Consider the following 23,244-nt stretch of genomic DNA (forward strand, 5'->3'; position numbering starts at 1 on the left):
GGGCGAGGTCGAGCGCTGCCCGGTGTGCGAGCAGAATGGTCCGGTGACCTCCACGACCCCCCACGCCCGCCTGCCCCGCGTCCGCGCCTCCGAGCTCGTCGGCCGGGGGTGGCTCAACACCGGCGGCCGCGACGTCTCGCTCGCGGACCTGCGCGGGCGGGTCGTCGTCCTCGACTTCTGGACGTTCTGTTGCGTCAACTGCCTGCACGTCCTCGACGAGCTGCGCGAGCTCGAGGAGGCGCGCCGCGACGACCTCGTCATCATCGGCGTCCACTCGCCGAAGTTCGAGCACGAGGCAGACCCGGTCGCGCTCGCCGCCGCGGTCGAGCGCTATGAGGTGCGCCACCCCGTCCTCGACGACCCCGAGCTCGTCACCTGGTCCGCGTACACCGCGCGGGCCTGGCCGACGCTCGTCGTGATCGACCCCGAGGGCTACGTCGTCGCGCAGATGGCGGGCGAGGGGCACGCGTCGGCGCTCGCCGCGCTCGTCGACGAGCTCGTGACCGAGCACCGCGCCAAGGGCACGCTGCGTTCTGTGGCCGCGGGGGCGGGCGACGTCTATGTGCCTCCCGCCCCGACGTCGGGCACGCTGCGCTTCCCCGCCAAGGCGATCGCGCTCCCCGGGGGCAACCTCCTGGTCGCGGACGCGGGGCACCACTCGCTCGCCGAGCTCGGGCCCGACGGCGAGACGCTCGTCCGGCGCATCGGCTCGGGCGAGCGCGGGCTCGTCGACGGCGGGCCGGACGTGGCGCGGTTCAGCGAGCCCAACGGGCTCTGCCTGGTCCCGACCGAGCTGCGCGCCCACCTCGGCTACGACGTCCTGGTCGCGGACACCGTCAACCACGCGCTGCGCGGCGTGCGCCTCGCGGACGGCCGGGTGACGACGGTCGCGGGGAACGGCCAGCAGTACATGGTGGGGGCGGTCGACAACGTGCTCGCGGCCGCTGACGGTGGTGCGCCGGTCGGTGGGACGCTAGCCGAGGTCGACGGTCCGTTCGGGTCGCGACTCACGGTCCTCGTCGGCGCGAACACGCCGGAGCAGCCCAGGCCCGCGGGCCTGCCCGCGACGATCGAGAACGCGGGCAGCGCGGTGCTGCAGAAGCTGTCCTCGCCCTGGGACGTGGCCTGGGTCGAGCAGATGGGGGTCTTCCTCGTCGCGATGGCGGGCAACCACTCGCTGTGGGCCTTCGACGGAGAGCAGGGATCGATCGACCTCGTCGGCGGCACCATGAACGAAGGTCTGCTCGACGGGCCGCTCGTCGACGCCTGGTTCGCGCAGCCGTCCGGGCTGGCCGTCGGCCCGGACCGGCGCGTGTGGGTCGCGGACTCGGAGACGTCGGCGCTGCGCGTGGTGACCCCGGTCGCCGGGACGACGCAGGGAGAGGTGAGCACCGCCGTCGGGCAGGGGCTGTTCGACTTCGGGCACCGCGACGGGGCCGCCGACCAGGCGCTGCTCCAGCACCCCCTCGGGGTCGCGACGCTGCCCGACGGCAGCGTGGTCGTCGCCGACACCTACAACGGGGCGATCCGTCGCTACGTCCCCGCGGACACCGGGGTGGACGCGTCACCGGCCACGGTGACGACCCTGGCGACGGGCCTCGCGGAGCCGAGCGACGTCGTCGTGCTCCTGGACGGGGAGCCCTGGGCTCCCGGTGAGGCCACCGAGGCGGGGGCGCGCGTCGACCTGCTCGTCGTGGAGTCCGCCGCGCACCGCATCACGCGCGTCGCGCTCCCGGCGACGCTCGCGGGAGAGGTGCTCGACGGCGGCGCGCACCGCACGCAGCGACCCGTCACCGACGTCGTGGCCGGGGAACTGCGGCTCGACGTGCCGTTCTCGCCCGCACCCGGGCAGAAGCTCGACGACCGGTACGGGCCCTCGACGCGCCTGACCGTGAGCGCGACGCCGCCCGAGCTGCTGCTCGACGGCGCCGGGACCGGGACCGACCTCGTCCGAGCCCTCGTCGTGAACCCTGCGGTGGGCGAGGGCGTGCTGCACGTGACCGCCCAGGCCGCGTCGTGCGACGTCGTGCCGCTGCTCGACGACGGGACGCCCGACCCCGACGTGTTCCCTGCCTGCCACCTCGCGCAGCAGGACTGGGGCGTGCCGGTGCGGGTCGTGGACGGTTCCCCGGACGATCGGGTGCTGACGCTCCCGCTCCGGGGGTGAGCCCGCGCCGTCGGACAGGCTGAGATCGGACGGGGACACGCCCAGGGCCGGGCTTCGGCGACGAAGCCCGGCCCCGGGGATGAGTACGTCAGAAGCAGCCCGGCGTCCACTTGTGGCTCAGGATGTGACCCGCGGTGCTGAAGGTCTTGGACTGGCCGCTGTTGACGGCATAGGTCGAGTTGAACGGGCCGCCACCCCCGGCGTTGACCCAGGTGACCACGAGAAGACGGCAGCTCGAGGCCGTGTTCGTGTACGTCTTGGTCTCGGCGGCGTTGGCGGCGGTGGGTGCTGCCAGCATCAGTGCGGCGGTCGTGGCGATGACGGCGATGGCCTTCTTGAACTTCATCGTTCTCCTTGAAGGGTCGTGATGCACGAGGCATCGTGACACCATGCTCGCCCCCTGTGGACGTGGCGTCGATCACAGAGCCTGGCATAAGGAAGGACCGCGCACCATTTATAGGCGCGCGACCGCTCGGCCGCCGGTCCAGCGCCACGGGCGCAGACATGCCAGAACGAGCGTGACCTCGAGGTCACGCTCGTTCTGACGCCAGCATCACTCCCAGATCAGGAGCTCTTCGCCGCGCGCGACCCAGGTCCCGACCGGGGCCAGCGGGGTCACGGCGTCGGGCTTGCCCTCGAGCGCGACGACGGGGCAGACGGCCGAGCGGCCACCCTCCTCGATCGCGGCAGGGTCCCAGGTGACCAGCGTCGTGCCCTGGTGGACCACGTCACCCTGGGCGACGTGCAGCGTGAAGCCCTCGCCCGCGAGCTGGACCGTGTTGATGCCCAGGTGCACCAGCACGGCCTGGCCGCTGTCGTGCTTGATGACGAACGCGTGCGGGTGGACCTTGACGACCGTCCCGCTGACCGGGGCCGACACGAGGCCGCCCTCGGCGGGGTCGGGAGCGATCGCGGTACCCGGACCGACGAGTCCCGCGGAGAACACGGGGTCGTCGACGTCCGACAGGGCGACGACGGTCCCGGTGACCGGGGAGAGGACGGTCAGGGGCGCTGCGGTCAACGGAGGTCCTCGATGTCCGAGGCGAGGTTGTCGGCCTCGGGGCCGACGATCACCTGGATCGCGTTGCCCGTCCGGACGACCGCGATGGCCCCGGCGCCCGTGAGGGTCTTCTCGTCGACCAGGCTCGGGTCCTCGACCTCCACGCGCAGACGCGTGATGCAGGGTTCGAGGTCGAGGATGTTCGCATCCCCGCCGAGGCCCTTGAGGATCTGCTCTGCCTTGCTCATGTCGTGCTCCTTCGTGTGCTGGTGCGGACGTACGTCGAGGTGCCCGCGGACAGCGGGCACGGGGTCACATGAGGTCTGCGAGGTCCGAGGCGATCGTGTCGACCTGGGGGCCGACGACGACCTGGACCACTCGTCCCGTCGTCATGACCCCGAAGGCGCCGGCGGCGCGCAGGGCGGCCACGTCGACGAGGCTGGGGTCCTTGACGAGCGACCGCAGTCGGGTGGTGCAGGGGTCGATCTCCTCGATGTTGCTCACCCCGCCGAGGCCGGCGAGTATCGCGGCGGCCCGTGCTGCATCGGCTGCAGTCATCGTTGCATCCTCTCTGGTGCGTGGGTCGTGGGTACGGCGTCGGTCGCGCCGGTCGTGGGGGTCATGCGGTCTCGGCCGTGCCGGACCCGGAGGTGGGCTCGGCCTCGAGCTCCGGTGCGGGGGCGGGCCGGGGGACGATCGTGGGCCGCGCCTCGCGGAGCGGGACGACGACCGAGTACCGGTCGCCCCGGTAGCACATCTGGGAGTACATGCAGGCGCCGTCGTCCGAGTAGGTCTTGCGGTGCGCGCGCAGGACGGCCCGGACGCTCGTCATGGCGAGGATCGTCTGCTCGGCCGCGCTGGCCTCGGCCGCCATGATCGTGTCCTCGCCCCAGGTCGGGGAGTGGCCGCGCTCGCGCAGTGCGCCGTACAGGCTGTCGGGGACACCGTTGTCGAGCAGGTCGGGGGCGAGCGTCACAGGCACCCACGCGCGCTCGACGGCCATGGGCGTGCCGTCCGCGAAGCGCAGGCGCTCGACGTAGTGCACGCGGTCCTCGGGAGCGATGCCGAGGGCCTCGGCGACGACCCGGCCCGCGGCGAGGGTGTCGCTGTCGATGACCTGGGTGCTGGGCACCAGACCGAGACGTCGTGCTTCCTCGCCGAACGTCGTCAGGCGCATCTCGAAGTCGGTGTGCTGCGGGGCGACGAACGTGCCGCGGCCCTGCTCTCGCTGGAGGACGCCGTCGGCCACGAGGGACTCGAGGGCCTGGCGGACCGTCATGCGGGAGACGCCGAACTTCTCGGTGAGCACGCGCTCGGAGGGGACGGCGTCGCCGATGGTCAGCTCGTTCGCGATCAGGTCGCTGAGGTAGGCGCGCACGATCTGGTGCTTGTGCCCGCCTTTAGGTGCTCTGGCCTGCGTCGTCGCTGCCACGTGTTCCTCGCTCTCGGTCGCCCCGGAGTTGCCGGGGCTTGACACATCATGATGTCTAGACCACTCTGTCCGCAAGTGGTCCAGACAACTATCCCACCACAGACGGTGGTGATGGCTCGGGTTACAGCAACGACGCGCTCCAGAGTCCGGGCCGGCGTCGTGATCAAGGCAGTTCCCAGTTCAAGCGGTGCGGTCCGACGGCCTCGGATGCACCCGATCAACGAGGAGTGAACATGACGTCCGTGGCCGAAACACCCAAGGTGAAGAAGGGGATTCCCGGCTTCGCCCAGCTGCAGAGGGTCGGTCGATCCCTCATGCTGCCCATCGCCTCCCTGCCCGCCGCAGCACTGCTGCTGCGCCTCGGTCAGGCCGACATGCTCGGTGCCGACGGCGCCGCGGGCACCTTCCCCTGGCTGCAGCCCGTCGCCGACGTGTTCGCGTCCGCCGGCAACGCGCTGTTCGCGAACCTCGCGCTGCTCTTCGCGGTCGGTGTCGCGGTCGGCTACGCCAAGAAGGCCGACGGCTCGACCGGCCTGGCCGCCGTCATCGGGTACCTGGTCTTCAAGGGCGTGAGCGACGCGCTCTCGCCGTACGTGCTCGGCAAGCCCGACACCCCGGCCGCATGGCTGGCCGGGGCCGACCCCGACGCCATCACCGCGGCGCAGGACGGGAACTTCCTCGACCTGGTCACGGCGGCCATCACGGGCGGGCCGGAGCAGAAGCTCATCAACTACGGCGTCCTCGGCGGCATCGTCATCGGTCTGACCGCCGCGATCATGTTCCAGAAGTACAGCCGCATCAAGCTGCCGCCCTACCTGGCCTTCTTCGGTGGCCGCCGCTTCGTGCCGATCGTCACCGCGGGTGCCGCAGTCATCATCGCCGTGATCGGCGCGCTCATCTACCCCTGGTTCGACGCGGGCTTCACGGCCATCGGTGACTGGGTCACAGGCTCCACGGTCCTCGGGGCCTTCGTCTACGGCACGGCCAACCGCCTGCTCGTCCCGATCGGCCTGCACCACCTGCTCAACTCGCTGCCCTGGTTCCAGTTCGGCAGCTACACCGACGCGAGCGGCGCCGTCTGGCACGGCGACATCGCGCGCTTCCTGCACGGCGACCCCACGGCCGGCACCTTCATGACGGGCTTCTTCCCGATCTTCATGTTCGCCCTCCCGGCGGCCGCGCTCGCGATCATCCACACGTCGAAGCCCAAGAACCGCAAGCTCATCGGCGGCATCATGGGCTCGGCCGCGCTCGTCGCGTTCGTCACCGGCGTGACTGAGCCCCTCGAGTTCGCGTTCGTGTACGTCGCCTACCCGCTGTACGCGATCCACGCCGTCCTCACGGGCACCTCGCTCGCCCTTGTCAACGCCCTGGGGATCAAGTCCGGCTTCGGGTTCTCGGCCGGTGCGATCGACTACATCCTGAACTTCCGCATCGCGACGATGCCCCTGTGGATCATCGTGATCGGCCTCGGGTACGCGGTGATCTACTACTTCCTGTTCCGGTGGGTCATCACCAAGTGGAACCTGCGCACGCCGGGCCGCGAGGACGACGACTCGGCCGTGGGCGCCGACCCGACCGCAGACCCGGTCCTGGTCGCCGAGGAGAAGAAGGCGGCCGAGGCCGACCTGTCTCCCGCGGAGCTCGATGCCCGAGGCTCCGGGGCGAAGGCCGACGGCGGAGGCGGCAGGTGACCTCCGTCCTCGACGGTGTGGGCGTCAGCCCCGGGCGGGGGGCCGGTGTCGTCGTGACGATGCCGGCCCCCGTGCCCGAGCCCGCCGCGGCGACTCTCGGGCCGGACGCGGACGTCGAGGCGGCGGTCGCCGCGATCGACGACGCGGTCCGCAGCGTCCAGGCGGACCTCGCGGCACGCGCCGCGAGGGCGACCGGCACCGCCGTCGAGGTCCTCACGGTCACGGCCGCCATGGCCGCCGACACCACGCTGTCCAAGGAGTCCGCCCGCAAGGTCCGCGACGAGCGGACCGTCCCCGAGCGGGCCGTGTGGGAGGCGGCCGGTGATCTCGCGGCCCGCCTCGAGTCGCTCGGCGGCATGATGGCCGAGCGCGCGCACGACGTCCGTGACGTGCGCGAGCGCATCGTCGCGGCTCTCACGGGCCGCCGGGCGCCGGGTGTCCCGGACCTCGACCACCCGTTCGTGCTCGTCGCGACCGACCTCGCGCCCGCCGACACCGCGACGCTCGACCCCGCGCGGGTCCTCGCGATCGTCACGAGCGGAGGAGGCCCCACGTCGCACACCGCGATCCTGGCCCGCTCGCTCGGGATCCCGGCTGTCGTCGCGGCGCCCCGAGCCACCGAGCTCGCGGACGGCGAGACCGTGCTGGTCGACGGTTCGCAGGGCACGGTCGAGCGCGATCCGTCGCCCGAGGACGTCGCCCGTGTGCTCGACCGCCCGCGCGGTCCGCGTGCGTTCGACGGCCAGGGCAGGACGGCCGACGGCGTGCGGGTCCAGCTCCTCGCCAACGTCGCGGACCCGGCCGGGGCCGAGGCCGCGGTGGCCGCAGGCGCGGAGGGGGTCGGTCTGTTCCGGACCGAGTTCTGCTTCCTGGGACGCACCGAGGAGCCCGGTGTCGACGAGCAGGTCGCGGCGTACCGGGCCGTGCTGAGCGCGTTCGGGGGCCGCAAGGTCGTCGTCCGCACGCTCGACGCGGGCGCCGACAAGCCCCTGCCGTTCGTCACGGCCGACGACGAGCCCAACCCCGCGCTCGGCGTCCGTGGGCTGCGCCCCGCGGTGCGCCACCCCGAGGTCCTGGCGCGCCAGCTCGACGCGATCGCCCAGGCCGCTGCCGCCGAGGAGGCCGACGTGTGGGTCATGGCCCCCATGGTCGCGACCCCGGACGAGGCCCAGGAGTTCGCGGCAGCCTGCCGTGAGCGGGGTCTGGCGACCGCGGGCGTCATGATCGAGGTCCCCGCCGCGGCCATCCAGTCGCGCTGGGTCCTGGAGCAGGTCGACTTCGCGAGCATCGGCACGAACGACCTGACCCAGTACACGATGGCCGCGGACCGGGAGACGGCGGACCTCGCCGCGCTCTCGACGCCGTGGCAGCCCGCGGTGCTCTCGCTCGTCGGTGCCGCGTGCGCGGGCGGGGCCGAGCACGGCCGCCCGGTCGGCGTCTGCGGGGAGGCTGCGGCCGACCCGGCCCTGGCGCCGGTCCTCGTGGGCCTCGGGGTCACGTCGTTGTCGATGACGCCGCGCGCGCTCGGCGACGTCGCGGCCGTCCTCGCGGCGACGACCTCCGAGCAGTGCGCGGCGCTCGCGAAGATCGCGGTGGCCTCGCCGACCGCGTCGGCCGCCCGCGACGCGGTCCGTGCGCAGCTGCCCGTGCTGGAGGAGCTGGGGCTGTAGCCCTGCGGCGGTGCTGCCTCACCGTCCGCCACTCAGCACTCAGCCCGTGCCCCCTCGGACGAGGGGCCACGGGCTGAGTGCTGTCGTGCGTGGGCCCGGCGACGGCGCCGGGACGAGAAGGTCAGACCGTCTCGCGCCCGAGGAACTCGGCGAGGGCGTCGAGGGCCGCCTCGGCCTCCGCGCCGTCGGTCTCGGTCGCGAGCACGACCTGGTCGCCTGCTGCCGCGCCGAGCGTCATGACGCCGAGGATGCTCGCGGCGTCGACGGTCTCGGCGCCTTCCTTGGTGAGGGTCACGGCGACGGGCTGCTTGCCCGCCTCGGCCACGAACAGCGCCGCGGGGCGTGCGTGGAGTCCCTCGGCGATGGCGACGGTGACGGTTCGTTCCATGACGTGCTCCTCCTGGAAGTGGTATAGACCAGTCCACTGTAGCGGAGGCGGACGACGGCGGCGGCCGGAGCCCGGCCCGACCCGCCCGCTCAGGCCGAGTCCTGCTCCAGGTACGCCACGAGCGACTCGAGGGCGGCGAGCGCGCGCGCGTCGTCGGTCTCGGTCGAGAGGACGACGTCGTCGCCCGGGCCGAAGCCCGGACGCGTCGTACCGACGGTCGAGGACGAGACGGCGTCGGGACGGTCCATGCGCACTCCAGTGCTCCGGGAGGTTCGGTCGAGCAGCATCCTGCCAGAGTTCGAGCGGCGCCCAGGACGCCCCTGTGAACACCGCTCACCCGCTGGGTCTAGGGTGTCGGACATGCGTGAAGCGACGACGCCCGACGCCCAGCCGCCCGCCCAGGGCGAGGCCAGAGGGGGTGAAGCAGGCAGGGGAGAGGAGCCCCGGATCAAGGTCACCCTGTCCAGCGCCAGCGTCTACCCGCGCAAGGCGCCGTTCGCCTTCGAGGCAGCAGCCCACCTGGGCTACGACGGCATGGAGGTCATGGTCTGGTCGGACACGACCACGCAGGACGCGAAGGCGCTCGGCAAGCTCTCGGCCGACGTCGGCATCCCCATCCGCAGCGTCCACGCCCCGACGCTCCTCGTGAGCCAGCGCGTGTGGGGACGGTTGCCCGGACCCAAGCTCGAGCAGACCGTCGACCTGGCGCTCGAGCTCGGGGCGCAGACCGTCGTCGTGCACCCGCCGTTCCGCTGGCAGGGCCTGTACGCGCGCGGCTTTGCCGACCACGTGCGCGAGCTCAACGCCGCCACCGGTGTCACGGTCGCGGTCGAGAACATGTACCCGTGGCGAGGGCGCAAGCGCGAGGTCCAGGCCTACCTGCCCGGCTGGGACCCGACCGACCACCCCTACGACGCCGTGACGCTCGACCTCTCGCACGCGGCCGTCGCCCGGCAGAACAGTCTCGACCTGCTCGACGTGTTCGGTGACCGGCTGGCCCACGTCCACCTCGCCGACGGCACCGACTCCATGAAGGACGAGCACATGGTCCCCGGGCGGGGCACCCAGCCGTGCGACAAGGTGCTCGGCGAGCTCGTGCGCCGCGGCTGGGAGGGGGACGTCGTCGTCGAGATCGCGACCCGGCGCGCCCGCACTGCCGCAGAACGCTACGAGGACCTCGCGGCGTCGCTCGCGTTCGCGCGCACCTACCTCCAGCCCGAGCCGCACGCCGACTACCAGCCGCCGCCCGGCCACGAGCACCGGCACCTGGACGCCTGGTAGGACCGACGTGCCGAGCACGGGGTCGAGGTCGTTCTGTCGCCGATCCCGACCTCGACCCCGTGCTCGACCGCTCACCCACCAACGGGCTCGACCGCTAGCCCGCAGGGGTCGGCCCCGCGAGGGCCGCCTTGGCGTCCTTCGCAGCCGTGCTCTGCGCAAACGCGGCCACCAGGATCACGACGCCCGTGACGACCAGGTACAGGCCCAGCAGCACCGTGATGGTCTGCAGCCCGGTCACGGGGCTCACGAGCACCAGGACGCCGAACACGACCCACAGCGCGGCCGTCGCGAGCTCCCAGTCCCAGCCGGGCTCGCGCGTGCGGCGAGCGCGCAGCGCCCCGACCAGGCCGATCACCCCCGCGACGAGCGCCCAGACCCCGACGAGCCGCAGCACGAGCGTCACGCTCGCCGACGGCCAGAACGCGAGGACGAGACCCACGACGATGCTCAGGCCGCCCACGACCCAGCGCCACACCGCGCCCTCGCCGTCCTTGCGCTGCCGCCCGGCCTCGACCAGGAAGAGGATCCCCTGGAGGACGGCCATCGCCGCGACGAGCCACGTGAGCCACTGGATGCCGCGGTCCGGCGCGACGAACAGCACGACGCCGATCACGAGGAACAGGGCTCCGCGCAGGTAGGCGAGGCCCCACAGGCGTCGGGCGATCTTGGTGGTGCGTCCGGTGAGCGTCTCGTCCTGCTCGGTCATGGGATCCACCGTCCTCGCGCGGCCGGCCCCGCAGCGGGTCCGTGGGGCGTCGCAGACCTCGTCCTCGGAACGTAGCGCGCGGGTGCGGCGGGCGCGCGGCGGACCCGTCGAAAGGCTGGCCCGCCGACCACGAGGTTCCCTGCGGTCGAGAACGGGGTAGAGGTCGCTACGGGCGCCAGGACGACCTCAACCTCGTTCTCGGCACCCGGGTCAGGCCCGGTCGATCGTCATCTCGACGCCGTCGAGCAGCCGGTCGAGCGACGCGTCGAACGGGTCGCTCGGCGCGTGGAACCCGCCCTCCTCCCAGATGCGCGTCATGACGGGGTACCGCTCGACGTCGAACCAGTCGGCCCAGAAGCTGCTCATCGACGTCCAGTACTCGTCGCTGCTCATGCCGCTCGCGTCGTTCTCGACGGACTCGGCGACGGCTGCACGCGCGAGCCCGCGCACGAACGCGTCGACCAGCCCCAGGATCTCGACGACCCGCTCCGCGGACAGGCCGGTGTCGACGAGCGTCCGCAGCCCGGCCTCCTGGGCGTCGAGCACGTGCGGCGCGAGGGGCAGGCGCCACATGTTGGTCTGGAGGATCCAGGGGTGGCGCTGGTACAGGTGCCAGACCTCGCGCGCGTACCGCGAGAGCCCGTCGCGCCAGGGGGCGTCGGCCGCAGGGAGGTCGAGCTCGGCGAACGCCCGGTCGATCATGAGGTCGACGAGCTCGGTGCGCCCGGGGACGTACGTGTAGAGGGACATCGCGCCCATGCCCAGGCGGGCGGCGACGCGGCGCATCGAGAGGGCGTCGAGGCCGACCTCCTGCGCGACGGCGATCCCGGCGGTCACGACCTCGTCGAGCGTCAGGCGTGCCTTGCGGCCGCGGGTCGGCGGAGCGGGCGGGTCCCACAGGAGTGCGAGGCGCCGGGTCACGTCGGCGGGTCGGGGGACCTGGTCGGTGGGGTCCGGGGCGGTGTCGTCCTCGGGTGCGTCGTCCTCGGGGGTGCCGAGCGAGACGTCGAGCGGCGCGTCCGCCGATGAGTCCTGGGTCCGCGCGGAGTCCACCCCGTCGGAGGGGACCGGGGCGACGGTGTTGCTGGCCATGGTGCCTGATCCTCCCACTTTCGCGCTGTGCCGGGGACCCTTCAATTCCCGTACACCGTATGCTAGCGTGAAAACCTATTCCAGTACACCGTACGCGAGAGGCGTGAGCCATGATCCACACCGAAGGGCTGACCAAGACCTTCCATCGCAAGAAGGAGGTGGTCGAGGCGGTCAAGGGCATCGACGTCGACGTCCGTGAGGGCGAGCTCGTCGCGTTCCTCGGCCCCAACGGCGCCGGCAAGTCCACGACGCTGCGCATGCTCACGAGCCTCCTCGAACCCACGTCGGGCCGGGCCGAGGTCGCGGGCTTCGACATCCGCACCCAGCCCGCCGAGGTCAGGTCGCGCATCGGGTACATCGGCCAGGGCAACGGGGGAGGGTTCTCCTACCGCGTCGCCGACGAGCTCCACAACCAGGGCCGTTTCTACGGCCTGGCGGCCTCGGAGTACCAGCGCCGGGCCGCGGACCTCCTCGAGGCGCTCGAGCTCGACGGCCTCGGCAAGCGCACGGTCCAGAGCCTGTCGGGCGGTCAGCGTCGCCGCCTCGACGTCGCGCTCGGCCTCATGAACCACCCGCCGCTGCTGTTCCTCGACGAGCCCACCACGGGCCTCGACCCGCACAGCCGCGCGAACCTGTGGGAGCACATCGGCGTCCTGCGTGAGCGGTACGGCATGACGATCGTCCTCACCACGCACTACCTCGACGAGGCCGACTCCATGGCCGAGCGCGTCGTCGTCATCGACCACGGCACGATCGTCGCCGACGCCCCGCCCGCCACGCTCAAGCGCGACCACGCCGACGACGTCGTGACGCTCGTCGTCGCCGGCACGCCCGGCTCCCAGGGCGAGGTGCCCGACGACGTCACGCGCGTCCGCGCAGCCCTCGCCCCGGTCGTGGGCGAGGGCGGGGCAGGCGACGGTGCCGAACGTACCGAGGACGGGAGGCTGCAGGCGACCGTCGGGGCCGGGGGAGACGTCACGGTGACCCTGTCCACGACGCACGGCGCGGACCGCCTGCCCGAGGCGATCGAGTCCCTGCGGGTCGCGGGCCTCTCGGTCCGGTCGGCCGGGCTCAAGCAGGCGAGCCTCGACGACGTGTTCCTCAACCTGACCGGTCGGAGCCTGCGCGAGGAGGCGGCGTGATGGACGAGCAGACGAACCCCGGCCAGGGGGCCGAGCCCGAGGTCGGGCAGGGCACCGGGCAGGCCACCGGGCAGCGCAGCCTGACGCACCCCGGGCTCGACACCCGGACCGCACCACAGGCCACGGCGAGGCAGGCGACCGACCGGCGCTCCGACGTCGGGCGCTCGGGGGCCGCGAAGTTCCTCGGCGACACCTGGGCGGTCTTCACGCGCGAGATCCTCCTGGTCCTGCGCGACCCCTTCACCCTGATCTTCTCGCTGCTCCAGCCCCTGATCTTCCTGGGGCTGTTCGGGCCGCTGCTGACCGGCGCCGTGGGCGGCGGCATGGGCGGACCCGGCGGGTCCACGGCCGCGACCCTCCAGTGGTTCGTGCCCGGCGTGATCGTCATGATCTCCCTGTTCGGGACCTCCATGACGGGCTCCAACCTGCTCTACGAGATGATGACCGGCTCCTACGAGCGCGTCCTCGCGACCCCGCTCGACCGGTCCGCGATCCTCGTGGGCCGCGCGCTCAAGGAGTTCGCGCCGCTCGTGGTCCAGGGCCTGCTCATCGCGCTCGTGTGCATCCCGTTCGGGTTCACGTTCTACCCGCTGCACGCGCTCGCGGGGCTCGCCCTCCTGGGGCTGTTCGGGGTCGGCGTCGGGGCCCTGTCCTGCGCGCTCGCGCTCGCCGCGAAGAACCGCGAGTGGCTGTTCTGGGGCGTCCAGCAGTCGCTCCTGTTCCCGCTGCTCATCCTGTCCGGCATGATGCTCCCGCTCGAGGCCGGGCCGTCGTGGATGCAGACCGCCGCGAAGTTCAACCCGCTGACCTACATGGTCGACGCCGAGCGCGAGCTGTTCGGCGGGACGTTCGCGAGCACCACGGTCCTGTGGGGCGTCGTCGCGGCCGCGGTCACGTGCGCCGTCGGTCTGTGGGTCGGCATCCGTCGGACCAGGAAGTCGGTGTGAGCGCCGTGGGCAGGGTCACGTTCGACGTCGGGCTGTCCCTCGACGGGTTCGTCGCGGGACCGCACCAGTCCCTCGAGAACCCGCTCGGCGAGGGCGGTGAGCAGCTCCACCGGTGGATGTTCGAGGAGCCCGAGGCCAACACGGCCGCGCTCGAGTCCGTCGCGGCCCCCACCGCGTTCGTCATGGGGCGCAACATGTTCGCGCCCGGACGCGGCCCGTGGGACGAGTCGTGGCGGGGCTGGTGGGGCGACGAGCCGCCGTACCACGCACCCGTGTTCGTGCTCACGCACCACCCGCGCGACCCCCTCGTCATGGAGGGCGGGACGACGTTCTTCTTCGTGACCGACGGGATCGAGTCCGCGCTGTCGCAGGCGCTCGCCGCGTCGCGGGACGGGCACGTCGGGATCGCGGGCGGCGCCTCGACCATGCGGGCGTACCTCGCCGCGGGGCTCGTCGACGAGTTCGGGCTGCACGTCGCCCCTGTGCTCCTGGGGGCCGGCGAGCGGTTGCTCGAGGGCCTGGGAGGCCTGCGCGTCGAGCCCGGGCCGGTGAGCAGCAACCACCTCGTCACGCACCTGTCGTACCGCGTGGTGCGGGGGCTCGTCGGGGAGTGACGCGTGCTTGACTGACGCGATGATCACCGCGACGCCGCGCACACGCAGGCCCGAGATAGAGGTCGGCGCGGGGCGTTGCGACCGCGCGGTGGCCACGCCAGGATGTGCGGCATGACGCCGCCCGCACCCGCCCCCGCCCCCCGTCCTCGTCCCCGCAGCCGTGGCGCCGTGCTCGGGCTCGCGGGCGGGGTGCTCCTCGTGGGCGTGGGGGCGTGGCTCGCGTCGCGGCCCTACTGGTGGACCTCGTTCGGGTGGTTCGCCTACGCGCCGCTGTCGGGCGAGACGTTCGCGCCGCCGAGGCCGTGGGCGCAGACCCTCGGGATGGTCGCGGTCGGCGTCGGGCTGCTGGTGCTCGGCTTCGTCGCCGGGTGGGTGGTCGCGAGGCGTCGGGGCGGACAGGCTGGGCCGAGCGACCCGTCGAGGTAGAGGGCCGCGGGAGAATCGTCCCGTGACCACCGTGAACCCTCCCTACCGACTGGCCCTCCTCGACCTCGACGGCACCCTGACCGACTCGGCCCCCGGCATCCTGTCCTCGGTCCGCCACGCCTACGCGACCCTCGACATCGAGCCGCCGACCGACGAGGCCCTGCGCCTGTTCGTCGGGCCCCCGCTCGCCGAGACGTTCGCGCTGCACGGCGTCCCGGCGCACAGCGTCCCCGAGGCGGTCGCGGCGTACCGCGACGTCTACGCCGCCGGGCGCATGATGGAGAACTCGCTCTACCCCGGCATCCTCGAGGGCCTGACGGCGGTGCGCGACGCAGGCGTCCGGCTCGTGGTCGCGACGTCCAAGCCCGAGGTCTACGCGCGCCGCATCACCGCGCACTTCGGGATCGACGACCTGGTCGAGGGCGTCTACGGCGCGACCCTCGACGGTTCGCGCGGCACCAAGGCCGACGTGATCGAGCACGCGCTCGCATCGCTGGCCGAGTCACCTGCCGGTGCAGCGGCGCGCGAGGAGACCGTCATGGTCGGCGACCGGGAGCACGACGTGCTCGGGGCCGCCGCGCACGGCATCGGGTGCCTCGGCGTCTCGTGGGGCTATGCGGTGCCGGGCGAGCTCGAGGAGGCGGGCGCCCTCCGGGTCGTGACGACCACCGACGAGCTGGCACGGGTCCTGCGAGGGGAGTGACGCCGTCGGGAACGGGGTTGACCTTGACGTAACGTCAACTTCTAGGGTCGATCGTGCTGCCTCACCCGAGGCGTCCAGCACCCAGGAAAGGAGGAGAGCGCATGACCGCACGCACACCGGGGACCGCGACCGACTGGTCCATCCAGGAGATCGCCCGCCTCGCCGGGACCACGAGCCGCACGCTGCGTCACTACGACGACGTCGGGCTGCTCGCGCCCAGCAGGGTCGGGCACAACGGCTACCGGTACTACGACGGGCCTGCGCTCGTCCGCCTCCAGCGGATCCTCCTCCTGCGGGACCTCGGCGTGAGCCTCCCGGCCGTCGCCGAGATCCTGGGGCGGGACGACGAGGAGAGCCCTGCCGTGCAGGCGCGGGCTCTGCGTACCCACCTGGACGCCCTCCGGGCCGAGCAGCAGCGGCTGGCGCGACAGATCGCGTCGGTCGAGCGCACGATCACGACCATGGAAGGAGGTGGGCGACTCATGGCGGACGACATGTTCGACGGGTTCGACCACACGAAGCACGAGGCAGAGGTCACCGAGCGGTGGGGGGCCGAGGCCTACCGGACGGGCGACACCTGGTGGCGCGGGCTCTCCGCGCAGGACAAGACGGCCTACCAGGAACGGACCCGGCAGCTCGCGGCGGACTGGACGGCCGCCGCGCAGGCGGGCGTCACCCCGGACAGCGACGAGGCGCAGGCGCTCGCGCAGCGCCACGTCGAGTGGCTGAGCAGCATCCCGGGCACCCCGGGCCACGGTGGGGCGCCGGTCAAGGAGTACGTCGTCGGGCTGGGTGAGATGTACGTGGCCGACGAGCGGTTCGCGGCGAACTACGGCGGCGAGGAGGGTGCGCGCCTGGTTCGCGACGCCCTGGCGGTGTACGCGGAGCGGAACCTGTAGGCACCGAGGTAGAACGTGCTGCGCGAGGTAGAACCCGGGGAGTTCTATCTCGCGCGGCACGTTCTACCTCGGCCTCAGGACGTCAGAGACCGCGTCGGCAGGATGATCGGCGCACCGCCGTCGGGGTGCTCGACCACCTCGACCGGGTAGTCGTACACCTCGCTCAGCAGCTCGGCCGTCAGGACCTCGCGAGGAGAGCCGTCTGCCACGACGCGCCCGCCGGACAGCAGGGTGACCTGGTCCGCGTAGGCCGACGCGAGGCCCAGGTCGTGCACGACCACGACCACGGCGCCACCGGCCGCCGCGTGTCGGCGCGCGATCTGCAGCACGAGCTCCTGGTGCTTGAGGTCGAGCGCGGCGGTCGGCTCGTCGAGCATGAGCAGCCCGGTCCGCTGGGCCAGGACGCGGGCGAGCGCGACGCGCGCCTTCTCGCCCCCGGACAGCGACGGGAAGTGCCGGCCCGCGAGGTGCGACACGTCGGTCGCGGCGAGGGACTCGGCCACGACCTCGTCGTCGAGCTCCTCCAGGGGCGTCCCGCGCCAGGGCGCGCGACCCATCTGGACCACGTCGAGCGACGTGAACGGGAAGCTGAGGTGGATCTGCTGCATGAGCACGGCCCGGCGCATCGCGAGCTCGGTCGGTGTCCAGGACCGCAGGGGTGCGCCGTCGACCAGCACCGCCCCGCCGTCGAGCGGCAGGTCGCCCGTGAGCGCCCCGAGCAGCGAGGACTTGCCCGCGCCGTTGGGGCCGAGCAGCGCGCGGACCTCGCCCGCGCGCACCTGGACGGACACGTCGCGCAGCACGGGCGTCCCGTCGAGCGAGAGCGTCGCGTCGCGCGCCTCGGTCACGACGTCGCCGGCCACCGCGACAGAGGGCAGCCGTGAGGAGCGTCGCCGCCCCGTGACCGCGGTCCGCAGCGACGACAGGAAGCTGCTGCCCTCGTGCCGAGAGTCGAGCTCGACCAGCGTGCGGCTCATGCCCAGCCTCCTTGCCGCGAGCGCGTGCGGCGCAGCAGGTAGAAGAAGAACGGCCCGCCCACGAGCGAGGTGATCATGCCGAGCGGCAGCTCGACGTTCGCGACGAGCGAGCGTGAGACCAGGTCCGCGAGGAGCAGCACCACGGCGCCGCCGAGCGTCGAGGCCGGGATGAGCCAGCGGTGGCTCGGCCCGCAGACCATGCGGACCAGGTGCGGCACGACGAGCCCGACGAACGCGATGATCCCCGTGAACGCCACGCCCGCGGAGACGAGCAGCGCGACGAGGACGATGACGATCTGGCGCAGCCGCTCGACGTCCACGCCCAGGTGGTGCGCGGCGCGCTCGCCGAGGGACAGGAGGTCCATCTGGCGGCGCAGCAGCATCGCGCCGGTCACGCCGACGACCGCGATGGGTGCGACGACCGCGACCGACCCCCACGTGGCCCCACCGAGGGAGCCGAGCTGCCAGAACACGATCTGCTCGCGCGCGGCGGGGTCGGCGACGAACGTGAAGAACGCGAGCAGCCCGCCCGCGAACGCGTTGACCGCGATGCCCGTGAGCACGAGCGTCACGACCTCGGTCCGGCCTCCTGAGCGGGAGAGCGCGTAGACGAGGAACGTCGTGATCAGTCCGCCCAGGAAGGCCGCGGCGGCGACCCAGGTCCCCGACACGAGCGAGCCCGCGGTGACGATGACGGCACACGCACCCACGGCCGCGCCCGCCGAGACCCCGATCACGCCGGGCTCGGCGAGCGGGTTGCCGAACACGCCCTGCATGAGCGCGCCCGAGCACGCGAGCGCGGCCCCGACCAGGATCGCGAGGACCACGCGCGGGAAGCGCACGACCCACAGCGTGTTCTCGCCCTGCGGGTGCGAGGGCATGGGGCCGATGTTCAGGCCCATGTGGTGCATGAGCGAGCCGAGGACCTCCGACGGGGACACGGGCACCTGCCCGGTCATGCCGGACAGCACCGTGAGCACGACCAGCGCGACGCCCAGCCCGATCATGAGCCAGGTCGCGGCACGTCGCCGCGACCTCCCTGCGCCGGGGAGCGCGTCCTGCGCACCGGCGGCACCCGCGGCACCCGGCCCGACGGCGCCGCTCACCGGTCCGTCCGGCGCGCCGCCGGTGGTGCTCGTCGCGGGCGGGGTGCGCTGCTCGGTGGTGAGGGAGCCCGCGGTGGTGCGTGACGTCGTCGGGCCGGCGGGGCGGGTGCCTTGCGTCACGGGGTGGTCGACCCTGCGTCCGCCGCGGCGGCGGCCGAGCCGACCGTGCTCAGGTCCGGTGCGGGCACGCCGTAGAACGCCTCGACGAGCGACGCGATGGTCTCGCCCGTGCGGGGGCCGAACGTCAGGAGGCGGCTGCCGTCCATGTCGATCACGCGCTGGTTCTGGCCCGCAGGGGTCTGGGCGAGGCCCGGGATCGCCATCATGGCGTCGAGGCCGCCGCTCGACTCGAGGCCGTCGGTCATGACGAGGTACGCGGCCGGGGCCGCGGAGATGATGGCCTCGCTCGTCACGGGGGCGTACTGCTGGGTGAGGCCGATCGCGGTGCCGGCGTCCTGGCCGCCGATCTCGCGGACCAGGTCGTCGGCGCCCGAGCCCGGGCCGAACAGCATCTTGATGTTGGAACCACGCAGGTACAGGAACGCGACGAGCGGGTTGCCCGTGTCCGCCGGGACGCCCGCGAGGGCCGCGCAGACCTGCTGGTCGGTGCGTGCGACGAGCGCCGCGCCGGCCTCGGGGACGCCGAGCGTGGTCGCGACCGCGACGATGCGGTCGTCGATGCCGTCGAGCGTGCGGGCCTCGTCGAAGTAGACGACGGGGATGCCCGAGGACTCGAGCTGGGTGCGGGCGGTGTCCGTGAGGAGCGTGGCGTCCGTGAGGATGACGCTCGGGTTCAGGCCGAGGATGGTCTCGATGTTGAGGGCGTGCCCGGCGCCCGTGACCACGGGGACGTCGGCGGCCTCGGGGAAGCCGGTCGGCAGGTCGCGACCGACGACGTTGTCGCCGAGCCCCAGGCTGTAGACGATCTCGCCGAGCGTGCCGTACAGGTCCACGGCGATGATCCGGGAGGCGTCGGTGACGGTGACCTGGCGGCCGTCGTGCGACTGGACCGTCACGGGCAGCGTCGGGGCGGGCGCCGTGGTGATCGGGTCGATCACGTTGTCGGCGAACGTCGCGGTCGTGGGGCCGGTCGGGAACGTCGCGGGGTCCACGGCGGGGCGCTCGCCCGTCTCGAGGGCCACGCACGCGTCGAGGGTGACCGCCTCGGCCTCGGCCTCGGCCTCGGCGGGCGCGGAGTCGGTGGTGGGTGCGGACGTCGGTGTCGGTGCCTCGTACGGGAGCGGCGCGCAGCCTGCGGCGAGCAGCACCGCGGCGAGCGTCGCGACACCGGCGACGGACGAGCGGCGCAGGCCACGCGTCAGCGGACGGCGTCGCTGCTCGGGGGACGGGACGCGGGCAGGGTGCGACATCACAGGGCTCCAGCAGAGGTCGGCCGCCCACGCGAGAGGGCGGCTTCGGGTAAGTTGAGGCTAACCTACGCAGCCCGTCAGGAGGCATGCCGGTCCCCAGGATCTTCTGTGATCTTGGAGACGTCGGGCGCGGCCGCCCCCGGTGCCGAACATGCGGTTGTGGTCGAGAATCCTGGGAATCTCGACCACAACCGCATGCTCGGCCGACGCCCACCGCATGCTCGGCAACCGCGAGGGCCGAGGGGCCGGGGGGTGAAGCGGCAGCAGCGCTCGGTGGTGCCCGGTGCTGCTCAGTGCGCAGTCAGCAGTGGACCGCGCCGAGCTCCGCGAACAGTGCGCTGTTGAGGCGGAACGCCAGCTTGGCCTCCTCGACCGTCTCGGCGATCTGCTCGTCCGTGAGGTCGAGGGCGTCGAGGCGCTCGCGGTAGACGTCCTTGAAGGGCTTGGCCTTGGGGATCTCGTCGAACGTGTAGAACGCCAGGCCGTCGGGGCCGAGTCCGTAGTGGCGCTCCATCATGCGCTTGATGATCTGGCCGCCCGACAGGTCGCCGAGGTAGCGCGTGTAGGCGTGCGCCGCGTAGGCGGACAGCGACGTGCCGACCTGGAGGAGGCGGGCCACGTAGGCCTCGGTCGCGGGCAGGATGCGGATCTCGGTGGCCCAGTCGGGGCCGACGAGGAACGCGAGGTCCTTCTCGATCGAGGGTGTGCGGGTCAGCTCGTCGAACACGAGGGTCGCGCCCTGGGCGTCGTCGCGGATCTGGGCGCTGGCTTGCTCGAGCGCGCCGTAGATCGCGTACTGCTGCGCGGCGAGGTCGGTGTACGCGGCGACGTCGAGCTCGCCGCCCATGAGCTTCTCGACGAAGCCCGTGGTCTCGGCCTGCTCGTGCTCGGGGCGGGTGCCCTCGCGCAGGCGCAGCGACAGGGACGCGGGTGCGGCATCCACGGGGGGAAGGGTCTCGGCGGTCATCTCAGCGGGCTCCTGCGGTTTCGTCGTGTCACGTGCACGACGTCGGCACGTGCGCCAGGAGGTCGGCGCCGGGTCGGCGGTGTGTCGTGACACATCGTCATGACGTCGCGTCAGGAACGATACAACAGTGAGGTGAGGTTTACCTATGCTCTGTGGGGGAGGTCTCACGGAGTGGGCAGGCGGCGACGGAGCCTCACCGCGTGGGCAGCGCGTGCTCTGCGACGTCCTCCGGGTTGGGCAGGCCGTGCAGGAACCGGTAGCCGACGGCCGCGACGACGACAGTGAGCCCGCCCGCGACGAGCAGCGGCGTCGTGAGGTCGACGCGTGCGAGCAGCCCGCCCAGCAGCGAGCCGAGCGGCATGGTCCCCCACAGCAGCGTGCGCCACGTGCCGTGGACCCGGCCCAGCAGGTGCCCCGGGATCGCTGCCTGCCGCAGCGACATGACCAGGACGTTCCACACCGACGTCGAGCCGAACGACACCGCGAAGCACACGACCGCGACCGGGACCGTCGGGAAGAACCCCATGACCACGAGGGCGACCGGCCCGACGAAGTTCGCCGCCGCCATGACCGGGCCCGCCCCGAACCGGACCTTGAGCGGGCTCACGACCACGGCGCCGACGATCCCGCCCACGGCCCCCGAGAGCATGAACACGCCGAACCACCGCTCGGGCACGTCGAGCCGTTCGAGCACGAACAGCACGTCGGTCGCGATGGCCGCCGCGAAGAACAGCGCGATCAGGATGCTGAGGAACCACAGCGGGCGCAGCATGGGGTGGCTCATGATGAAGCGGAAGCCGTCGGTGAGCTGGCGGGCGAAGGTCGTGCGGACGGGCGCGAGCACCGCGGGATCGCCGGGCCCGTCGGGTCTGTCGGCGCGGCGCAGCCGGTTCCGGTGCGCCCGGTGGGCGCCGGCCGCCGCGGCGGGCAGGAAGAACGCGAGCACCCCCGCGACCGCGTAGGACAGGGCACCGATCCCGAGCGGGATCACGACGGCCACCGCGAACAGCGCCGACGTCAGGGGCACGGCGAGGAAGTTCTGCACCACGAGCTCGCCCGCCTCGATGCGGGAGTTGGCGCGCGGCAGGTCGGGGCGGCGCACGATCGCGGGGACGACGGCCCGGATCGCGCCGTCGTACAGCGTCTCGAGCGCGCCGTACGCGAAGATCACGACGTACAGCCACCAGATGGTCAGCGTGCCGGTCGCGAACAGCGTGAGGAGCAGGGCCGCGAGCAGGGTGCGGGCGCCGTTGGCGATCACCATGGCGTGGCGGCGGTCGATGCGGTCGAGCAGCACCCCGGACGGGATCGCGAAGAACAGCCAGGGGAGCATCGCGACGGCCGCGATGCCGGCGATGAGCAGCGGGTCGTCGGTGAGGCGGGTGGCGAGGAGCGGCGCGGCGACGCGCGCGATCCCGTCGGCCAGGCTCGAGCTGATGTTCGCCGTGAAGACGTTGGTGAAGGACCGGCCGAGCCCCCGGCGGGTGGGTTCCTCGGGGCGCCCGGGGGGCGTCGGGGTGTCGTCAGGGGGGAGCGGGGGGAGGGCTGGGGGCACCGGAAGACTCTAGGCGCCCGTCGGCGCGAGCCCGCGACGGCCCGACGGCGGAGCGCCGGCCGCGTCGGTCGGGTGCGGTCCTGCCGCGCCACGGCAGCGGATCCTGACGGCTCCGGGAGGGTTCGTCTACTGCGGGGCCGCAACAATTGTTGCGGCTTCGTAGAACCACACCCCTGGGGGAGGGCCGTGTGGCGAGCGACGACGGTGGGCGCGCGCGCACCGTGTGGCGAGAGACGACGGTGGGCGCGCGCGTGCGCTCTATGCCGCGACGTCCTGCGTCCGGCGTGCCACGAGCGCGCTCCTGCCGCGCTTGCGCTGGGCCGCGGCGAACATCGCCATGAAGACGGCCGTGGTCACGAGCGCGGCGATCGCGTTGGCGACGGCGCCGTCGGGCGTCCCGTGCCGGTCGCCGAGCGTGACGAGCAGCGCGAGGTTCACGAGCCAGTGCACGAGGGTCGCGAGCGCGACGCGCTGCCGCACGGTCCCGCGGCCGAAGTGGCCGAGGAGCACCGACAGGGCGACGGTCGCGAGGAGGAAGCCCACGATCACGACGGGGCCGGCCGTGAAGATCTGCACGTGCCACACGCCCCACACGAGGCCCGTCACGATGCTCGCGACCAGGAGCGAGAACCGGTTCTCGAGCAGCGGCTGGAGCATGCCGCGCCACCCGATCTCCTCGCCGGCCGCACCCACGAGGTACGTGAGCGTCAGCACGACGAACGGCACGCCCGCGACGCCGTGCGCGCCTTCGAGGGGCTCACCCTGCACCAGGAGCACGGCCACGAGCACGCCCCAGTAGAGCAGGCACGCGGCGAACGCCAGGACCAGGTGAGCGACGACCTGACGGCGCGGTACGGCGTCGGGCAGGAGCGGTGCGAGGCGGCTGCGGAAGATCGCGAACGTGACCCCGGCCCCGACCGCGGGGGCGAGCTGGACGAGCGCGAGCACCGACGGGTCGATCCCCGAGGCCGGCTGCAGGAGGAGCAGCGCGCCCGACGCGACGAACGTCGCCAGGACGAACGTGAGGGTCGGGGCGAGGAAGGCGCGGGGCGCTGGGGTCGGGGCGGTCGAGGTCACGCCGCAGGCTCGCAGCCTGTTGCGCGGGGTG

Annotated in this window: 25 protein-coding genes; 10 read left to right on the top strand and 15 right to left on the bottom strand. The window is 72.8% G+C overall.

From position 1 onward, the window contains the following. The first annotated feature begins 43 nt into the window (after positions 1-43). Positions 44-2,167 (top strand): NHL domain-containing thioredoxin family protein, encoded by a 2,124-nt coding sequence (locus H9640_RS08190; RefSeq protein WP_191790214.1) that lies wholly within the window; start codon positions 44-46, stop codon positions 2,165-2,167. An 88-nt stretch (positions 2,168-2,255) separates the two neighbouring features. Here H9640_RS08190 and H9640_RS08195 read toward each other — a convergent pair whose 3' ends face one another. The 5 genes from H9640_RS08195 to H9640_RS08215 all read right to left on the bottom strand — a co-directional run bounded on the left by H9640_RS08195 (position 2,256) and on the right by H9640_RS08215 (position 4,599). Then, on the bottom strand, positions 2,256-2,513 hold the full coding sequence (locus H9640_RS08195) for a hypothetical protein (RefSeq protein WP_191790215.1): 258 nt from the start codon (positions 2,511-2,513) through the stop codon (positions 2,256-2,258). 207 nt (positions 2,514-2,720) lie between these two features. Further along, positions 2,721-3,188 (bottom strand): PTS sugar transporter subunit IIA, encoded by a 468-nt coding sequence (locus H9640_RS08200; protein WP_191790216.1) that lies wholly within the window; start codon positions 3,186-3,188, stop codon positions 2,721-2,723. Then, positions 3,185-3,415 carry a PTS transporter subunit EIIB gene (locus tag H9640_RS08205; protein ID WP_138822375.1) on the bottom strand — a complete coding sequence of 77 codons (231 nt, stop codon included), beginning with the start codon at positions 3,413-3,415 and terminating at the stop codon, positions 3,185-3,187. Before H9640_RS08205 ends, H9640_RS08200 begins: the two co-directional genes overlap by 4 nt. Before the next feature lie 64 nt (positions 3,416-3,479). Beyond that, positions 3,480-3,725: a PTS transporter subunit EIIB gene (locus H9640_RS08210; RefSeq protein WP_056644676.1), complete on the bottom strand. Its 246-nt coding sequence runs from the start codon at positions 3,723-3,725 to the stop codon at positions 3,480-3,482. A 61-nt stretch (positions 3,726-3,786) separates the two neighbouring features. Further along, positions 3,787-4,599 (bottom strand): GntR family transcriptional regulator, encoded by an 813-nt coding sequence (locus tag H9640_RS08215; protein WP_191790217.1) that lies wholly within the window; start codon positions 4,597-4,599, stop codon positions 3,787-3,789. Between the two features lie 233 nt (positions 4,600-4,832). Here H9640_RS08215 and H9640_RS08220 point away from each other — a divergent pair, with 233 nt between their 5' ends. After that, entirely contained in the window at positions 4,833-6,293 is a 1,461-nt protein-coding gene (locus H9640_RS08220) for a PTS transporter subunit EIIC (RefSeq protein WP_191790218.1), read from the top strand. Beyond that, the gene (gene ptsP / locus H9640_RS08225; RefSeq protein WP_191790219.1) at positions 6,290-7,963 is read left to right on the top strand and encodes a phosphoenolpyruvate--protein phosphotransferase; all 1,674 of its coding nucleotides are present in this window, start codon (positions 6,290-6,292) and stop codon (positions 7,961-7,963) included. The genes H9640_RS08220 and ptsP overlap by 4 nt, the downstream gene beginning before the upstream one ends. A gap of 121 nt (positions 7,964-8,084) precedes the next feature. Here the strand turns inward: ptsP and H9640_RS08230 are convergent, their stop codons facing one another. Beyond that, on the bottom strand, positions 8,085-8,351 hold the full coding sequence (locus H9640_RS08230; RefSeq protein WP_030150259.1) for an HPr family phosphocarrier protein: 267 nt from the start codon (positions 8,349-8,351) through the stop codon (positions 8,085-8,087). An 89-nt stretch (positions 8,352-8,440) separates the two neighbouring features. After that, positions 8,441-8,599, bottom strand: coding sequence for a hypothetical protein (locus tag H9640_RS08235; RefSeq protein ID WP_191790220.1), 159 nt, complete (start codon positions 8,597-8,599; stop codon positions 8,441-8,443). A gap of 112 nt (positions 8,600-8,711) precedes the next feature. Here H9640_RS08235 and H9640_RS08240 point away from each other — a divergent pair, with 112 nt between their 5' ends. Beyond that, positions 8,712-9,632 carry a sugar phosphate isomerase/epimerase family protein gene (locus H9640_RS08240; RefSeq protein WP_191790221.1) on the top strand — a complete coding sequence of 307 codons (921 nt, stop codon included), beginning with the start codon at positions 8,712-8,714 and terminating at the stop codon, positions 9,630-9,632. 94 nt (positions 9,633-9,726) lie between these two features. Here the strand turns inward: H9640_RS08240 and H9640_RS08245 are convergent, their stop codons facing one another. Both H9640_RS08245 and H9640_RS08250 read right to left on the bottom strand, forming a co-directional pair. After that, the gene (locus H9640_RS08245; RefSeq protein WP_191790222.1) at positions 9,727-10,338 is read right to left on the bottom strand and encodes an HdeD family acid-resistance protein; all 612 of its coding nucleotides are present in this window, start codon (positions 10,336-10,338) and stop codon (positions 9,727-9,729) included. Between the two features lie 210 nt (positions 10,339-10,548). After that, on the bottom strand, positions 10,549-11,430 hold the full coding sequence (locus H9640_RS08250; protein ID WP_191790223.1) for a TetR/AcrR family transcriptional regulator: 882 nt from the start codon (positions 11,428-11,430) through the stop codon (positions 10,549-10,551). Positions 11,431-11,540: 110 nt separating this feature from the next. Between H9640_RS08250 and H9640_RS08255 the strand changes: the two genes are divergently transcribed. The 6 genes from H9640_RS08255 (at position 11,541) to H9640_RS08280 (ending at position 16,161) form a co-directional block, all read left to right on the top strand. After that, on the top strand, positions 11,541-12,572 hold the full coding sequence (locus H9640_RS08255; RefSeq protein ID WP_191790224.1) for an ABC transporter ATP-binding protein: 1,032 nt from the start codon (positions 11,541-11,543) through the stop codon (positions 12,570-12,572). Beyond that, positions 12,572-13,519 (top strand): ABC transporter permease, encoded by a 948-nt coding sequence (locus H9640_RS08260; protein ID WP_191790225.1) that lies wholly within the window; start codon positions 12,572-12,574, stop codon positions 13,517-13,519. Before H9640_RS08255 ends, H9640_RS08260 begins: the two co-directional genes overlap by 1 nt. A 5-nt stretch (positions 13,520-13,524) precedes the next feature. Continuing rightward, positions 13,525-14,133: a dihydrofolate reductase family protein gene (locus tag H9640_RS08265; protein ID WP_191790300.1), complete on the top strand. Its 609-nt coding sequence runs from the start codon at positions 13,525-13,527 to the stop codon at positions 14,131-14,133. 111 nt (positions 14,134-14,244) lie between these two features. Beyond that, positions 14,245-14,559, top strand: a complete 315-nt coding sequence (locus tag H9640_RS08270) for a hypothetical protein (RefSeq protein WP_191790226.1) — start codon at positions 14,245-14,247, stop codon at positions 14,557-14,559. Between the two features lie 22 nt (positions 14,560-14,581). Then, positions 14,582-15,262, top strand: a complete 681-nt coding sequence (locus H9640_RS08275) for an HAD hydrolase-like protein (RefSeq protein WP_318243707.1) — start codon at positions 14,582-14,584, stop codon at positions 15,260-15,262. A 101-nt stretch (positions 15,263-15,363) separates the two neighbouring features. Further along, complete coding sequence (locus H9640_RS08280) at positions 15,364-16,161, top strand: MerR family transcriptional regulator (protein ID WP_191790227.1); 798 nt, start codon at positions 15,364-15,366, stop codon at positions 16,159-16,161. A gap of 74 nt (positions 16,162-16,235) precedes the next feature. On the opposite strand, the gene H9640_RS08285 is transcribed toward H9640_RS08280, so the two are convergent. The 6 genes from H9640_RS08285 to H9640_RS19625 form a co-directional block, all read right to left on the bottom strand. Next, positions 16,236-17,138, bottom strand: a complete 903-nt coding sequence (locus tag H9640_RS08285; RefSeq protein ID WP_191790228.1) for a heme ABC transporter ATP-binding protein — start codon at positions 17,136-17,138, stop codon at positions 16,236-16,238. Continuing rightward, entirely contained in the window at positions 17,135-18,145 is a 1,011-nt protein-coding gene (locus H9640_RS08290) for a FecCD family ABC transporter permease (protein WP_191790302.1), read from the bottom strand. The genes H9640_RS08285 and H9640_RS08290 overlap by 4 nt, the downstream gene beginning before the upstream one ends. A 215-nt stretch (positions 18,146-18,360) precedes the next feature. Further along, positions 18,361-19,614, bottom strand: a complete 1,254-nt coding sequence (locus H9640_RS08295; RefSeq protein ID WP_191790229.1) for a heme/hemin ABC transporter substrate-binding protein — start codon at positions 19,612-19,614, stop codon at positions 18,361-18,363. A gap of 301 nt (positions 19,615-19,915) precedes the next feature. Further along, the gene (locus tag H9640_RS08300; RefSeq protein WP_191790230.1) at positions 19,916-20,581 is read right to left on the bottom strand and encodes a biliverdin-producing heme oxygenase; all 666 of its coding nucleotides are present in this window, start codon (positions 20,579-20,581) and stop codon (positions 19,916-19,918) included. Between the two features lie 193 nt (positions 20,582-20,774). Further along, on the bottom strand, positions 20,775-22,136 hold the full coding sequence (locus H9640_RS08305) for an MFS transporter (protein ID WP_191790231.1): 1,362 nt from the start codon (positions 22,134-22,136) through the stop codon (positions 20,775-20,777). 258 nt (positions 22,137-22,394) lie between these two features. After that, a complete protein-coding gene (locus H9640_RS19625) occupies positions 22,395-23,213 on the bottom strand; it encodes a CPBP family intramembrane glutamic endopeptidase (RefSeq protein ID WP_191790232.1) in 819 nt (272 codons plus the stop codon). Positions 23,214-23,244 lie beyond the last annotated feature (31 nt).

The sequence above is a fragment of the Oerskovia gallyi genome (assembly GCF_014836745.1).
Lineage (GTDB): Bacteria > Actinomycetota > Actinomycetes > Actinomycetales > Cellulomonadaceae > Oerskovia > Oerskovia paurometabola.

Coding starts and splice junctions, on each gene's coding strand:
- H9640_RS08285 (WP_191790228.1), bottom strand. CDS start 17,138: ATGAGCCGCACGCTGGTCGAGCTCGACTCTCGGCACGAGGGCAGCAGC.
- H9640_RS08280 (WP_191790227.1), top strand. CDS start 15,364: ATGACCGCACGCACACCGGGGACCGCGACCGACTGGTCCATCCAGGAG.
- H9640_RS08295 (WP_191790229.1), bottom strand. CDS start 19,614: ATGTCGCACCCTGCCCGCGTCCCGTCCCCCGAGCAGCGACGCCGTCCG.
- H9640_RS08205 (WP_138822375.1), bottom strand. CDS start 3,415: ATGAGCAAGGCAGAGCAGATCCTCAAGGGCCTCGGCGGGGATGCGAAC.
- H9640_RS08220 (WP_191790218.1), top strand. CDS start 4,833: ATGACGTCCGTGGCCGAAACACCCAAGGTGAAGAAGGGGATTCCCGGC.
- H9640_RS08245 (WP_191790222.1), bottom strand. CDS start 10,338: ATGACCGAGCAGGACGAGACGCTCACCGGACGCACCACCAAGATCGCC.
- H9640_RS08210 (WP_056644676.1), bottom strand. CDS start 3,725: ATGACTGCAGCCGATGCAGCACGGGCCGCCGCGATACTCGCCGGCCTC.
- H9640_RS08290 (WP_191790302.1), bottom strand. CDS start 18,145: ATGATCGGGCTGGGCGTCGCGCTGGTCGTGCTCACGGTGCTGTCCGGC.
- H9640_RS08270 (WP_191790226.1), top strand. CDS start 14,245: ATGACGCCGCCCGCACCCGCCCCCGCCCCCCGTCCTCGTCCCCGCAGC.
- H9640_RS08260 (WP_191790225.1), top strand. CDS start 12,572: ATGGACGAGCAGACGAACCCCGGCCAGGGGGCCGAGCCCGAGGTCGGG.
- H9640_RS08240 (WP_191790221.1), top strand. CDS start 8,712: ATGCGTGAAGCGACGACGCCCGACGCCCAGCCGCCCGCCCAGGGCGAG.
- H9640_RS08300 (WP_191790230.1), bottom strand. CDS start 20,581: ATGACCGCCGAGACCCTTCCCCCCGTGGATGCCGCACCCGCGTCCCTG.
- H9640_RS08195 (WP_191790215.1), bottom strand. CDS start 2,513: ATGAAGTTCAAGAAGGCCATCGCCGTCATCGCCACGACCGCCGCACTG.
- H9640_RS08250 (WP_191790223.1), bottom strand. CDS start 11,430: ATGGCCAGCAACACCGTCGCCCCGGTCCCCTCCGACGGGGTGGACTCC.
- H9640_RS08235 (WP_191790220.1), bottom strand. CDS start 8,599: ATGGACCGTCCCGACGCCGTCTCGTCCTCGACCGTCGGTACGACGCGT.
- H9640_RS08255 (WP_191790224.1), top strand. CDS start 11,541: ATGATCCACACCGAAGGGCTGACCAAGACCTTCCATCGCAAGAAGGAG.
- H9640_RS08230 (WP_030150259.1), bottom strand. CDS start 8,351: ATGGAACGAACCGTCACCGTCGCCATCGCCGAGGGACTCCACGCACGC.